Origin of the sequence: Bacillus sp. ok061, from assembly GCF_900108285.1 — a bacterium.
Taxonomy (GTDB): domain Bacteria; phylum Bacillota; class Bacilli; order Bacillales; family Bacillaceae_G; genus Bacillus_A; species Bacillus_A thuringiensis_S.
This window is the reverse complement of sequence record NZ_FNUW01000009.1, coordinates 155,925-169,996: the sequence shown is the minus strand read 5'-3', so window position 1 is coordinate 169,996 and position 14,072 is coordinate 155,925. Positions and strand designations below refer to the sequence as shown.

Sequence of the window (14,072 nt, the reverse complement as noted above, 5' to 3'; positions counted from 1 at the left end):
TTTTGAACTATAATTAGAAAGAGGGGGGATAATATGAAAAGAATTCTTGTTATTAGTGATATTCATGGAGAAATAGAAAAGTTCGAACAGTTGTTGAAAGAAGCTCAATATGATGCGAAACAGGATCAATTAATCTTACTGGGAGATTATGTAGATCGTGGTCCAAATGCGCGTGCTGTAATTGAAAAGGTAAAAGAATTGAAAGAAGAGGGAGCTCTCATTTTAAAAGGAAATCATGAAGATATGATGATTAAGGCGTTAACGACAAATGAGGAACGTTCATGGAACCATTGGGTAAAAAGAAATGGTGGAGATAAGACATTATATAGTTATGGATTTCTAGAAGAAGATATTGTGGTTAATGAGAAAGACTTCCAAAAACCGATTTTACAATCTTCTGTATTAGAGGAACATATAAAGTTTATTCAAGAATTAGATCATTACATTGAAACAGAAGAGTATATATTTGTACATGCTGGGGTTGAGCCGATGAAACGAGTTTCTGAATCTGAACCATATACGTTAATGTGGATCCGTAATGAATTTCATAATGGATATAGCGGTGAAAAGTTTGTTGTATTTGGGCATACGGAAACAAAAACGCTTCATAGTAGTGAGGATTGCGGAGTGTATTTTGGTAGTAATCGTATTATTGGAATTGATGGCGGGGCTGTGTATGGTGGTCAGCTAAATTGTTTGGAGTTGCCAAGTAAAAAGGTATATGTAATAAAAAATTGAAAGAGATAAGAGGAATCTTATTTCTTTCAATTTTTTATTAAGGTAAATTTAAGACAAAGTTTTTATAATAAAATTTCAAAATTTTAGAAGGAAATAGTTGAAAATGAAATTACGTAATATAACAACATTCTTTTGTTATGAAGAGAAGAAATGTAATAATAAATAGAATTGAACTATTTGATGGAAGGTGAGAGCATGCGCTTACTTGTAGTAGAAGATAATACTTCGTTATTAGAGTCTATCGTACAAATTTTGCGTGATGAATTTGAAGTAGATACGGCAATAAATGGAGAAGATGGATTGTTTTTAGCGCTTCAAAATATATATGATGCAATTTTGTTGGATGTGATGATGCCAGGGATGGACGGATTTGAAGTGATTCAAAAAATACGTGATGAAAAGATTGAAACACCAGTCCTGTTTTTGACAGCGAGAGATTCTTTAGAAGATCGGGTGAAGGGATTGGACTTTGGTGGAGATGACTATATCGTTAAGCCATTTCAGGCCCCTGAATTAAAAGCGAGAATTCGCGCTTTACTACGCAGAAGTGGTAGTTTAACAACGCAGCAAACCATTCGCTATAAAGGGATTGAATTGTTCGGAAAAGATAAAGACGTTCAAGTAGATGGACAAGGTATTAAGTTGACATTGAAACAATATGAGCTACTAGAGTATCTCATTCAAAATAGCGGGAAGATTTTAATGCGTGAACAAATTTTTGATCGTGTTTGGGGATTTGATTCAGATACGACAGTAGCAATTGTAGAAGTGTATGTGCATCATTTACGTAAAAAATTAGAGCCATTCGGTTATCAGAAAGATATTCAAACCGTTCGAGGTATTGGATATATATTAAAAGAACAATGAAAAAAGGAAGTATGTTTCAAAAGACACGCATTCGTTTGACTATAGTGAATTCATTAGTATTTATCCTATTAATAGGGATATTAGGCAGTATTATTTATTCATACACATATAAGCGTATTTATAATGAAGTGGATCAATCTATAAAAATGATGGCTCAGTATAGAGAAAAATTAGATGTCAAAATACCACCAAGAAAACGCATGGAGAATATCCAGATTGGAGATCCGCGAGTAACTAGAATAACTTGGAATGGGAAAATAGTGAAAATAGAGGGCGATAACCGTAAATTCCGTTCTATTTTTGAAGAGAATTTGGAAAAGTTTTCTCCAAAAAAATTAGGGGAGTTACAAGATATTGAAGTACAAGGACGATATTTTAGAGTATTCTCGCTTCAAAAAGATGGAGAAATAGTTCAAATCTTGCGAGATATAACAGCGGAAGAAGGAATGTTAAATACTTTATTTTTAATTCTAGTTATAGGTTGTAGCATAGGAAGCCTCTGTGCGATAGGTATTGGCTTTTTCCTAGCTGGTAGAGCACTTGTACCTATTCAAAATTCATGGGAGAAACAGCAGCAATTCGTTTCTGATGCATCACATGAACTAAGGACACCACTTGCAGTTATTCAATCAAAAACGGATGTGTTATTCCAATCACCATCCGCTACGATAGAAGAAAAAGCGATGGATATTTCTACAATTTCAAAAGAATGTAGGCGGTTATCGAAACTCGTTAGTAATTTATTATTGCTAGCACGTTCTGATTCTAATCAAATTGAGATGGATAAGAAAACATTTGAACTTGATAAATTGTTAGAAGAAATAGTAGCTCCATATAAAGAGATTGCTTCTTATCAAGAAAAAGAAATGATACTAAAAGTAGAACGTGGTGTATCTTTTATGGGGGATAGAGAGCGGATTCATCAAATGATGGTCATACTGTTAGATAATGCGATGAAATATACAAACGAAGGTGGGCATATTCAAATCGATTGTACGCAAACGAGTAGTTCAATTCGTATACAGGTGAAGGATGACGGGATAGGAGTGAAAGAAGAAGATATTCCGAAATTATTTGATCGTTTTTATCAAGGGGATAAAGCAAGAAGTACGTCAGAAGGAGCTGGATTAGGTCTTTCAATCGCCAATTGGATTGTAGAAAAGCATTATGGAAAAATATCAGTAGAGAGCAGATGGGGAAATGGCACTTGTTTTGAAGTGATTTTCCCTAAAAATCAAAAAATATAAGTAAGAAGACGATCTTGTTTTTACAAGGTCGTCTTTTTTTTAAGGGAAAGTTAAGAAACTATTTATATTATGTATGGCATAAAGAACGTTCGTTACATGAAGAAGAGACTAGGTGTATGTGAGTCGATTTTATCAATCATAATGTTATCTCAAGCAGCGATGAGATGTATGTATAGTATTAAAAAAACTAGGGGAATGATGGAAAAGAAAGTATAAGAGGGAGGAATTAATTTTGAAAAAGAAAATGATGACGGTATTCACTATTGGAGTAATGAGTTTAAGCATATTAGGGGGTGCCTCTCCTTCTGAAACACAAAGAGGAAAGACAGATTACACGCAGCGCAGTAAAGAACAATTGAACAATGGTAAGATACATGCAGTGCATACAGAAGAAAAAGCAGAGAAACTAGGTATCGAAACGGAAGGAAAAGAACAAATTACATTAGAAAAAGAAATTCATGAAACAGAAGTAGGAAGGGAAGCAGAGCAGTTAGGTATTTCGATTGAAGGAAAAGATGTTGGGACGCTGTCAGAAGAAATCTATGAAACAAAAGTAAAGCAAGAAGCGTTAAAGCTAGGCATATCTATAGAGAATACATCAATTGTAGATTTAATTACTCAAATTAATACGATTAAAATTAAAGATGAAGCAGATAAATTAGGCATTTCTACAGATGGAAAAGAAATCGAAGACATTGCGGAAGAAATCTACGGAACGAAAGTAAGAGAAGAAGCAGGAAAGTTAGACATTTCTCAAAAAGGAAAAGAAATTGAAGAGTTAGCACAAGAAGTGTACGAACAAAAAGTACAGGAAGAAGCAAAAAAATATCATATTGATTTGTATGGGAAAGATATATATCAAGTATTAAGAGAAATTAATGAACAAAAGGTGCTACAAATGGCAGATGAGCTTAATATGGATAAAATGAATATGAATATTCAAGAGTTAGCGGAAAAGATAAAAAAAGAGCAGCCTGAAAAAGGAAAAGAACTAAATTTTGTACCGATGATACGAACGGATGCTGACGCATTTTATTCTTATTTAACGAATTAATAAGGGCGTGAAAGCGATAAGAAAATTGAAGTGGTATATATGTACAGCTTTACTAGGTGCAGCAATATGGAGTGTATATACAAATGGAATTCCAAAGTATGTAGAGAAGTTAACATTCTCAAATATACAAAGAGGAAAAGAAACGGAGTTTAGTAATAACGATGAAAAAGTCATCTTATCAAATGTTCCCTTAATTCAGCAGTTACCAGAATTGGATAGAGGCTGTGAAGTGACAAGCTTAGCGATGCTGTTACAATACGCTGGTGTTTCAGTGGATAAGATGACATTAGCAAATGAAATAAAAAAAGTTGATTTTATAGACGATGGTGTGCGCGGGAATCCGAATGAAGGATTTGTAGGTAATATTTATACATTTTCTGAATCAGGATACGGTGTATATCATGGGCCACTTTTTCAGTTAGCGGAAAAATGTTTACCTAATAAAGCTGTAGACTTAACTGGGAAGAATATAGAAGAGATTTATAAGAGTATAAAAGCAGGGAAACCGGTAGTCATGATTACGAATGCAACATTTGCACCATTAGATGAAGATGAATTTACTACATGGGAAACAAATAGTGGAGATGTTTCTATTACGTATAATGAACATTGTGTTGTACTTATTGGGTATGATCAGGAATCTGTATATATTCGAGATCCACTTGAGGATAGCTTAGATGTAAAAGTACCGAGAGAAACCTTTGAACAGGCATGGGTACAAATGGGAAGTCAGGCAATTAGTTATGTAAAGAGCTCCAAATAAATTAGGATGAAGAGTTTTAGTAATATGACTATAAGGCGAAGGATAGAGATTGAGGATTATAAGAGAAATTTTGTAGAGTAGAAGCTGTTGAGAAATAAGAGAACTTTAGCATATATAATGCTAAAGTTCTCTTATTTTTATGATTAAAATCCTTATTAAGGAGTGAATATGCAAAAATGCATAATTGACGAAAAATTTACATGTTATCATTATATATTGTTTTATATATGTTAATTGTATAAAATGACACAAGTATCCGCATTACATAAAGGAGGCTTATTATGCAAAAAATATTTAACTGGGTTAAATGTATGAGTATCAATAAAAAATTAATCATTTCATTTTTTATTATTTTAACTATACCAGGAATTATTATCGGTGGTGTTTCATATCAAACTGCCAAAACAAATTTTGAACATCAAATGACAGATAAAGCAAAGGAGAATATTTCGATTTTAAATACTGTTATTTCTCAAAATATAGAAGAGAAATTTGTTGATGCGACGTACTTTGCAGACATCTTAACAGAGGATACATATCCAAATGGACAAGAAGAAATAGTGAGAACGAAATTAGCACAATATATAAAGCTTCATCCAGAAGTAGAAGGTATTTATATTGGAACAGAGACGGGAAAGTTTATAAGAGAACCATTTATCCAAATGGCTGATGGGTATAATCCAACAGATAGAGCTTGGTATAAAGAAGCACATGAAAATAAAGGGAAAGTAATTGTTACTGCACCATATCAATCAGCATCTACAAAAAATATGGTAGTGACCATTGCGAAAGAAGTAAAAGATGGTAAAGGTGTTATAGGAATTAACTTAAATTTAGATAACATCTTAAAAATTTCCAAAATGATTAACATTGGTGAAAAAGGTTATGCAGTTATTTTAGATCAAAATAAGCAAATTGTTAGTCATCCATCTAGAAAACCAGGTGCAAAAGTTACTGATCCTTGGATTAAACCAATTTATGAAGATAAACAAGGAAATGTGTCTTATACAGAACAAGATGATAAAAAGAATTTAATCTTTGCAACAAATGAGAAAACAGGCTGGAAAGTAGTTGGCGTTATGTTCGATGAAGAAATTACCCAAGCTGCCAGTCCAGTGTTTTATAAGACTTTAATTGTTATTGCTATCGCTATTGCATTTGGTAGTGTATTAATTTATTTCATTACAAAGTCTATTACAGGGCCATTACGAAAAATAGCTGAATCGGCATATAAAATTAGTAAGGGAGATTTAACAGAGAAAATTACAATCCATTCCAAGGATGACATAGGAAAATTAGGGAATTCATTTAATGAAATGTCTACGTCTTTACAAGATGTTATTACCCAAATTAGCTTTTCAGCAGAACATGTTGCAGCATCGGCAGAAGAGTTAACAGCGAGCGTACAGCAAGCAAATGATGCGACAGACCAAATTACAATTGCAATGGAACAAGTATCAGGTGGGGCTGAATCACAAAGTCAAGGTGTTGAAGAAGGTGCGGCTACATTGCAACAAGTAAATACAGCAATTCAAGATGTAACTGGAAGCGCAGAGTCAATTTCTATTTCCTCATTACATGCGAGAGAAAGAGCTGAAGAGGGAGAAGATTTAGTTGAACAAACTGCAAAACAAATGCAGTCTATTTCTAGGTCGGTATCCGAGTCAGATGCTATTATTAAACTTCTTGATGAGAAATCAAAGCAAGTAGGAGCTATTTCTGAAGCAATTCAAAACATAGCTACTCAAACGAACTTATTAGCTTTAAATGCGGCTATTGAAGCAGCAAGAGCAGGTGAACAGGGACGAGGATTTGCTATTGTAGCAGATGAGGTTAGAAAATTAGCAGAGCAATCAGGAGAGTCATCTGGAGAGATTGCAAATTTAATTGCAGAAATTAAGGCGGATATTGAACATACTGTTAAGGCAATGGATAATGTGAATGGAGAAGTTCAACAAGGCCTTGATGTTGTAACAAAAACGAAAGTAAGTTTTACGGAAATTTTAAGTTCTACTACACATATTGTTTCTCAAGTTAATCAAATGGTAGAAACAACGAAGAGAATTGCTGGAGATGCAAATGAAGTGACAAATGCTATTGATGAAATTGCAGCGGCTGCAGAAGAAAATACAGCTAGTATGCAAAGTGTTGCAGCTTCAACAGAAGAACAGGTTAATTCAATGGAGGAAATTAGTTCAGCTTCGCAAAACTTAGCTGGGATGGCCGAAGAACTACAAGCGATGACTAGTAAATTTAAAGTATAATAACAGCAGATAAGTAAGGTGAAAATAATATCACCTTACTTATTTTTCTATTCAGCAATTAGGGGAGTCATTAACGGGATGAAAAAAAGAAAAAGACTATGGAATTTGTGGAAAACGATTACATTGTTAGTTTGTACAGTTGTAATTTTTTCTTTACTTGTGACAGATATATTAATTAGTCATAATGTAGAACGGGCGACGGAGGATAGCCAAGCAGAGAAAGCAAAAACAATTGCACACATTGTGGCGAATGATTCAATTGTAATCAATGGTTTGGTTGGGAAAGCGGATACCCCTGCAATCCAAACGTATACAAATAGGATATTAAAAAACACAGGTGTTCAATTTATCGTAGTTATGGACATGGATGGAATAAGAAAATCTCATCCAGATCCTCAAAAAATAGGTCGTCATTTCATTGGTGGGGATGAAGGGCCTGCATTGAAAGGAAAAGAACATGTATCGTTAGCAGAAGGAACTTTAGGTATTTCCATGCGAGTGTTTGTACCAATATTTTCTGAAACAGGTGAACAACTTGGAGCAGTGGCCGTTGGTATTTCAGCAGATAATGTAAAAGAGAGAGTTAAGGAAAGTAGACATATCATTTATATTGGTGTCGGAGTTGGAGTATTAGTCGGAATTATAGGAGCAATATTGCTAGCTAGACATATAAAGAAAAGTTTATTCGGTCTTGAGCCGCACAGGATAGCAAAAATTCTTGAAGAAAGAAATACGATGCTACAATCTGTAAAGGAGGGGATCATTGCTGTAGATAAAGAGGCTAGAGTAACGCTAATTAATAATGAAGCAAAACGTCTATTTAAAAAAAGCGGACTTGAAGAAAATTTTATCGGTAAAGATGTTGAGTTGTATATGCCAAATTCACGTATAAAAGAAGTATTGCAAACGGGAGAAGTACAATTAAACGAAGAACAAAATATTTATGGAATTACGATTGTGACGAATCGAGTTCCTTTATATGTAAAAGGAGAAATAGTTGGTGCAATTGCAACATTTCGTGATAAAACAGAGATTAGAAAACTAGCAGAGGAACTAACTGGTATTAGACTATATGCAGAAGCATTACGGGCACAATCTCATGAGTTTATGAATAAGATGCATGTCGTATTAGGGCTTACACATATGAAACAGTATGAAGAATTACAGAAGTATATAAGCGGTATGGTATCAGAGCATCAATATGAAATTGGTGGAGTTATGAAAAGAATAAAAAGTCCAGTATTTGCTGGTTTTTTACTAGGTAAGCTCAGCTATGCTAGAGAGAAAAATATAAAATTAATTATAAGTGAAGATTCTTACATGCCGGAAATAGATGATGAAAGTATTACTCATGAACTTATTACGATTGTCGGAAATTTAATTGATAATGCATTAGAAGCAGTGACGAATTGTGAAAAGAAGCAAGTTGAAGTTGAGATACAACATGGGGATATATTAACTATTACAGTACAAGATACGGGAAAAGGTATACAAGAAAAAGAAATAGAGGAATTATTTACGAAAGGTTATTCCACAAAGGGAGATAACCGCGGTTATGGTTTGTATCTTGTAAAAGAAAGTATACAGCGAATAAATGGGGAAATTCATATGCATTCATTAGTAGGAAAGGGAACAACGATAACAATTGAAATACCTAAAGGTAGGGATGAGAGGCAAATATGATTAAAGTTTTAATTGTAGAAGATGACCCGATGGTAGCAATGTTAAATACGCATTATTTAGAGCAAGTAGGAGGGTTTGAACTTGTTCAAGCAGTTAACTCAGTAAAGTCGGCGATAGAAGTATTAGAGAAATCACGAGTGGATTTAGTATTACTTGATATTTTTATGCCTGAAGAGACTGGGTTTGAGCTTTTAATGTATATCCGGAACCAAGAAAAAGAAATCGATATAATGATGATTTCAGCTGTACATGATATGGGGAGTATTAAAAAAGCATTACAATATGGAGTTGTAGATTATTTAATTAAACCATTTACATTTGAACGATTTAAAGAGGCATTAACGATATATCGAGAAAAATTTACTTTCATGAAAGAACAACAAAAAATTAGTCAATCGGAATTAGATTCGTTAATTTTACAAAAAGAAAAAAGAGAGCCTACTGTCACTAAAGAGCTTCCGAAAGGGTTAACGAAGCAAACGTTGCAATTAATTTGGCAGAAGATCGAGTCGCTGAATGGAAGAGTGTTTACAACAGATGAAATGGCACAATTAGTTGGAATTTCAAGAGTTTCTATTCGAAAATATGTAATGTTTTTGACTGACATTGGGGTGTTAGAAAACGAAATGATGTACCAACATGTGGGAAGACCTGTAAGTAAATTAAGATGTGTTGATCAAAAGAAAATAGAGTTTTACGTATAAGCGACTTAGTATAAGTCGCTTATACTTTTTTTAATTACAAAATCAATTACAAAACTTACAAAAACTATTTTTACTATTGAAAGCGTTTTAATATTGTTATTAAGAAAACGAGGGGGTGCCATATGGGAATTCAAAAAAATGTGGAAGCGGTATCATTTCCTGAAGGAAATGAAGTACAAAGAGAATCTTTCGCTTCTAAAATTATGAATGTAAAAATCGGTGTTATACCTTTACCGTTATATGTAGTATTGGCTGCTATTATTTATGGGGCATCTGTATATAATAAATTGCCAGCAGATATGATTGGTGGATTTGCAGTTATTATGATCATGGGGATTTTCTTAGGTGATATTGGGATGAGAATTCCAATTTTAAAAAATATCGGCGGTCCAGCAATACTTTCGTTATTTATTCCATCATTACTTGTATTTTTTAACTGGATGAATCCAGCTTCAATGGAAGCTGCGACAATGTTAATGAAAAAATCGAACTTTTTATATCTATATATTTCTTGTTTAGTAGTCGGAAGTATTTTAGGAATGAACCGTAAAGTGTTAGTACAAGGTTTCGTTCGTATGTTTATTCCTTTAGTAGTAGGGACGTTAGCTTCTGTAGCAGTAGGATTATTGGTCGGTTCACTATTTGGATTTGAAATGAAGCAGACATTCTTCTTTATCATCGTACCAATTGTGAGTGGTGGTATCGGGGAAGGAATTTTACCATTGTCGCTAGCTTATAGTGACATTTTAAATGAATCATCAGCAACGTTTGTATCACAGCTTATTCCAGCAGCTATTATTGGAAATATGTTCGCAATCGTGAGTGCAGGGTATATGAAGCGTTTAGGTGAGAAGAAACCAGAGCTTAGTGGTAACGGTGTATTAGTGAAAACAGACAATCAAGCAGAATTATTAAAAGAACAAAATACAGAGAAGCCAATTGACTTCTCATTAATGGGAGCAGGTTTATTAATTGCGTGCACGTTCTTCATCTTCGGAGGATTTGCTTCTAAGTTCATCGGTATTCCTGGGGCAATCATTATGATTTTCTCAGCGGCACTTGTGAAATACTTTAAATTAATGCCAGCGCAAATGGAGCAAGGAGCATTCCATTTATATAAATTTATTTCAAAAAATTTAACTTGGCCTTTAATGGTCGGATTAGGATTGCTATATATTCCGTTAAAAGACGTAGCAGCAGTTCTTTCAGTAGGATATGTTGTTGTGTGTGCATCGGTTGTTCTTACAATGGTAGCATCAGGTTTTCTTGTAGGGAAAGTGATGAAAATGTATCCAGTTGAATCAGCGATTGTAACTGGATGTCATAGCGGTTTAGGTGGAACTGGAGATGTCGCTATTTTATCGGCTTCAAATCGTATGGAATTAATGCCGTTCGCGCAAATTTCTACTCGTTTAGGCGGGGCAGCAATGGTTGTAACAGCGACAATTTTATTAAAAATGTTTTCATGATCAAACAAGCTAGCTATATTCATATAGCTAGCTTGTCAAATTAAGGGGAGATTATAAGTATGTTAGATAATCAAATTAATGAAAGATCATTGTTACTGCATAAAGAATTAGTAGGGAAAATTGAAATTACAAGTAAAGTAGAAGTAAATTCAGCGGATGATTTAAGCCTGACATATACACCAGGTGTAGCGGAGTCTTGCAAAGCAATTGCGGCGGATGAAGAAACAGTGTATGACTATACGGCACGCGGTAATATGGTGGCAGTTGTCTCAGATGGAACAGCGGTACTTGGTTTAGGGAATATTGGACCGAAAGCAGCTATGCCTGTTATGGAAGGGAAGAGTATTTTATTTAAGAAATTTGCGAATGTAGATGCTTTCCCATTATGTTTAGGCACAACGGATGTAGATGAAATCGTTACTCTTGTAAAAAATTTAGAGCCTACATTTGCAGGGATTAATTTAGAAGATATTGCAGCACCACGTTGTTTTGAAATTGAAAAACGATTAAAAGAAGAAACGAATATTCCTGTATTCCATGATGATCAACATGGAACAGCTATTGTCGTTTTAGCAGCTGTTATTAATGCATTAAAAGTTGTTAGCAAACAAATGGATAATGTGAAAATCGTTATTAACGGTGCGGGTTCGGCAGGAATTGCAATCGGAAAATTATTATTAAAGGCTGGTGCAAAGCACATTACGTTAGTTAGCTTAGAAGGTATTGTTTGTGAAGGTGAAACATGGATGAATGAAGCGCAAATTGAAGTTTCAAAAAAGACAAATCGTGAACATGTGCGTGGAACGTTAAAAGAAGCGATTCACCAAGCTGATATTTTTATTGGCGTATCTGCTCCTAACGTATTAACGAAAGAACTTGTACAGACGATGAATGAGAAAGCAATTGTGTTTGCAATGGCGAATCCAATTCCAGAAATCTTCCCTGAGGATGCATTAGAGGCTGGGGCAGCTGTAGTAGGAACTGGGCGCTCGGATTATGCGAATCAAGTAAATAATGTATTGGCGTTTCCCGGAATATTCCGCGGTGCGTTAGATGTGCGCGCGACTGATATTACAGAAGAGATGAAATTAGCGGCAGCATATGGGATCGCTAACATCATTACGGACGAAGAACGTAATGCGAATTATGTAATCCCGAATCCATTAGATAAAAGAGTTGTTCCAAGTGTTGCAGAAGCAGTAGCGAAAGCAGCTATTGATTCAGGCGTGGCGCAAATTACGAAAATACCAAATTATTAATAGCTAAAAGCAGTGCCTAAAAAGGCACTGCTTTTTTGAGATAAGAAATCAAAATAATGAAGAAGTGTAGAATTATTTATGTTTCTTCACTATTTATTTAATTCCATTGCAACTTGTTTACCATTTACTAAAACCTCAGTTACTGCTACGATCACTTCTATCATTTTTTTCATCTCTCATCTCTCCTCGTTTCATTTCTTACTTTAAGTATAAGAGAAGAGAGATAATTCAACTATCGAAGTACATGACGTAGAAATTACATTGTTGTAAGAAAGTGGTTTATTTTTGTCACTTTACTCAGCAGTAATTACAAACTGATCATAATATTTTTCATTTATATATATATTTAATAACCATAATCCAGATGAAGGTAGTGACATAGTGAGGGGGAGTTCGTTTGTAGTAGAATCGATTGTATTTGAAGTAGTCCAATTTTGTTTGGAAGTTTCTTGTTGAAAGAGTACTGGTGTTGGAGTTACAGATCCTTGTTTTAGCGCAATAATAGACAATTTTCCAGTTGGCCTTTCAGGATCTAAAAAGTGCCACATTATTTCATTTTGTTCATTTGCGATAATAGGACTATCAGCCATTGCGATTTTACCTTCGATGCCTTTTAAAGGCATTTTTCCTTCTACGAAAGAAGGTGTTTCTTCCCAATTTACATCTTTTAAAACACTAAGGTGAAAGAAGGAAGGTGCGTTCACTTGAGTGGATGACGTTGCTATTACGTCTTTTTTTTGTTCTTTTGAATCCGGTTGCGTTTGTGTGCATCCAGTGATGAGGAAGGAGAGAAGTAGCATAGTTCCGATTTTTTTCATGGTGCCACACTCCTAGTTTTTATTGTTAGTGTAATTGTATTTGCTAGAAGGCGGGACAATTCCTTTAAAGTATAAAAAGAGGTCGTAAGTTTTGTACGACCTCTTTTGACATTTTTTATCCCGTAAAAGCCCGATTGGTGTAGGTTAATCATCAGTGGGAGATAGCCCCACTAATTAAAGTTTCATTTTATATTTGTTCCGTTGTATAGGTTGGTTCGGTTTCTTTTTGAGGCATCGTCAAAAAAATAACGGACAGAACGATACATACGCCGCCTAATAATTGGTATACTCCAAAAGCTTCATTTAGCCAAGTAATTGAAACGATGGTAGCTACAAGGGGTTCAATGCTAGATAAAATGCTTGTTTCTGTTGCTGCTAAATATTTAAGACTACCGATATATAGAAGGAAAGAAAGGGTACCACTAATAATGATAAGAATAAGCATAGAAAAAGTTTTTAGTGTAAGGGTTTGTGAAAATTGATTCCACCCGAATGAACGATTATAAATAAGTAGTGCAATTCCTCCGATTAACATCCCCCAACCAATTACTACAGTTGTCCCGCATTCTTTAATGAGAGAAGCCGGATGAAGGGTATAAAATGCAAATCCGATTGCTGTTAATAGTCCAAAAATAATAGCTTCTTTAGATAAAACAATATTTTCAATTGAGCCATTTGTAATAATAAAGTATGTTCCTATTAGCGCGGCTATAATTGCGAATAGTTGCATGGAAGCAGGGAATTTTCTTTGTTCAAATGCAACGTACACGGTAATAAGAACAGGACCTAGAAATTGAAATAGCGTTGCAGTGACCGCGTTACTAATATGAACCGTTTCGATAAAGGCGTATTGCGCACCAAGCATGCCGAGAATAGAGAAAATAATAAGTTGTATAGAATATCTAGGGTGTTTCCAAATTTGAAATATGTTTTGTTTCTTTATAAGTAAGAAAGACAAAATAAATATTCCTGCAAGCAACAATCGAATTGTTAAAAAATCAATTGAGGATACATTAGTATGCTGAAATAGCCACTGAATCATTGGACCAGATAATCCCCATAATGTAGCCCCTGTAATAATCATAATAAGTCCGATACGTCTACCATTGTTCATTATCATGTTTCTCCTCTCCAGTATTTGATTTTTTATGTGTGACATGATAAAAGGAATTATATATAACTTCTGGTACTGTAAAAAGTATCAGA

Annotated in this window: 12 protein-coding genes; 10 read left to right on the top strand and 2 right to left on the bottom strand. The window is 34.4% G+C overall.

The genetic code is table 11. The features are described 5' to 3' along the window. Nucleotides 1-33: 33 nt before the first annotated feature. The 10 genes from C4S65_RS14660 to C4S65_RS14615 all read left to right on the top strand — a co-directional run bounded on the left by C4S65_RS14660 (nt 34) and on the right by C4S65_RS14615 (nt 12,048). Nucleotides 34-738 (top strand): metallophosphoesterase family protein, encoded by a 705-nt coding sequence (locus C4S65_RS14660; RefSeq protein WP_086407052.1) that lies wholly within the window; start codon nt 34-36, stop codon nt 736-738. Between the two features lie 195 nt (nt 739-933). Beyond that, entirely contained in the window at nt 934-1,605 is a 672-nt protein-coding gene (locus tag C4S65_RS14655) for a response regulator transcription factor (protein WP_002162940.1), read from the top strand. Beyond that, nucleotides 1,602-2,852, top strand: coding sequence for a HAMP domain-containing sensor histidine kinase (locus tag C4S65_RS14650; protein WP_103945274.1), 1,251 nt, complete (start codon nt 1,602-1,604; stop codon nt 2,850-2,852). The genes C4S65_RS14655 and C4S65_RS14650 overlap by 4 nt, the downstream gene beginning before the upstream one ends. A 232-nt stretch (nt 2,853-3,084) precedes the next feature. Next, nucleotides 3,085-3,906, top strand: a complete 822-nt coding sequence (locus C4S65_RS14645; protein ID WP_086407051.1) for a transporter — start codon at nt 3,085-3,087, stop codon at nt 3,904-3,906. 7 nt (nt 3,907-3,913) lie between these two features. After that, nucleotides 3,914-4,669, top strand: a complete 756-nt coding sequence (locus tag C4S65_RS14640; RefSeq protein ID WP_086407050.1) for a C39 family peptidase — start codon at nt 3,914-3,916, stop codon at nt 4,667-4,669. A gap of 281 nt (nt 4,670-4,950) precedes the next feature. Then, entirely contained in the window at nt 4,951-6,933 is a 1,983-nt protein-coding gene (locus tag C4S65_RS14635) for a methyl-accepting chemotaxis protein (protein ID WP_061666979.1), read from the top strand. A 78-nt stretch (nt 6,934-7,011) separates the two neighbouring features. Then, nucleotides 7,012-8,616 carry a sensor histidine kinase gene (locus C4S65_RS14630; RefSeq protein WP_000746399.1) on the top strand — a complete coding sequence of 535 codons (1,605 nt, stop codon included), beginning with the start codon at nt 7,012-7,014 and terminating at the stop codon, nt 8,614-8,616. Beyond that, nucleotides 8,613-9,320, top strand: coding sequence for a response regulator (locus C4S65_RS14625; RefSeq protein ID WP_000598689.1), 708 nt, complete (start codon nt 8,613-8,615; stop codon nt 9,318-9,320). Before C4S65_RS14630 ends, C4S65_RS14625 begins: the two co-directional genes overlap by 4 nt. A 122-nt stretch (nt 9,321-9,442) precedes the next feature. Then, nucleotides 9,443-10,789: a 2-hydroxycarboxylate transporter family protein gene (locus C4S65_RS14620; RefSeq protein ID WP_086407049.1), complete on the top strand. Its 1,347-nt coding sequence runs from the start codon at nt 9,443-9,445 to the stop codon at nt 10,787-10,789. A gap of 59 nt (nt 10,790-10,848) precedes the next feature. After that, entirely contained in the window at nt 10,849-12,048 is a 1,200-nt protein-coding gene (locus tag C4S65_RS14615; protein ID WP_000886555.1) for a malic enzyme-like NAD(P)-binding protein, read from the top strand. A 293-nt stretch (nt 12,049-12,341) separates the two neighbouring features. On the opposite strand, the gene C4S65_RS14610 is transcribed toward C4S65_RS14615, so the two are convergent. Both C4S65_RS14610 and C4S65_RS14605 read right to left on the bottom strand, forming a co-directional pair. Next, nucleotides 12,342-12,866 carry a DUF4871 domain-containing protein gene (locus C4S65_RS14610; RefSeq protein ID WP_086407048.1) on the bottom strand — a complete coding sequence of 175 codons (525 nt, stop codon included), beginning with the start codon at nt 12,864-12,866 and terminating at the stop codon, nt 12,342-12,344. A 187-nt stretch (nt 12,867-13,053) separates the two neighbouring features. Then, nucleotides 13,054-13,980, bottom strand: a complete 927-nt coding sequence (locus C4S65_RS14605; RefSeq protein WP_001059058.1) for a DMT family transporter — start codon at nt 13,978-13,980, stop codon at nt 13,054-13,056. Between the last annotated feature and the right edge of the window lie 92 nt (nt 13,981-14,072).

Bases quoted from the DNA above. Each gene is read 5' to 3' on its own strand.
- C4S65_RS14650 (WP_103945274.1), top strand. From the start codon at position 1,602: ATGAAAAAAGGAAGTATGTTTCAAAAGACACGCATTCGTTTGACTATA.
- C4S65_RS14610 (WP_086407048.1), bottom strand. From the start codon at position 12,866: ATGAAAAAAATCGGAACTATGCTACTTCTCTCCTTCCTCATCACTGGA.
- C4S65_RS14625 (WP_000598689.1), top strand. From the start codon at position 8,613: ATGATTAAAGTTTTAATTGTAGAAGATGACCCGATGGTAGCAATGTTA.
- C4S65_RS14615 (WP_000886555.1), top strand. From the start codon at position 10,849: ATGTTAGATAATCAAATTAATGAAAGATCATTGTTACTGCATAAAGAA.
- C4S65_RS14630 (WP_000746399.1), top strand. From the start codon at position 7,012: ATGAAAAAAAGAAAAAGACTATGGAATTTGTGGAAAACGATTACATTG.
- C4S65_RS14620 (WP_086407049.1), top strand. From the start codon at position 9,443: ATGGGAATTCAAAAAAATGTGGAAGCGGTATCATTTCCTGAAGGAAAT.
- C4S65_RS14605 (WP_001059058.1), bottom strand. From the start codon at position 13,980: ATGAACAATGGTAGACGTATCGGACTTATTATGATTATTACAGGGGCT.
- C4S65_RS14635 (WP_061666979.1), top strand. From the start codon at position 4,951: ATGCAAAAAATATTTAACTGGGTTAAATGTATGAGTATCAATAAAAAA.
- C4S65_RS14655 (WP_002162940.1), top strand. From the start codon at position 934: ATGCGCTTACTTGTAGTAGAAGATAATACTTCGTTATTAGAGTCTATC.
- C4S65_RS14660 (WP_086407052.1), top strand. From the start codon at position 34: ATGAAAAGAATTCTTGTTATTAGTGATATTCATGGAGAAATAGAAAAG.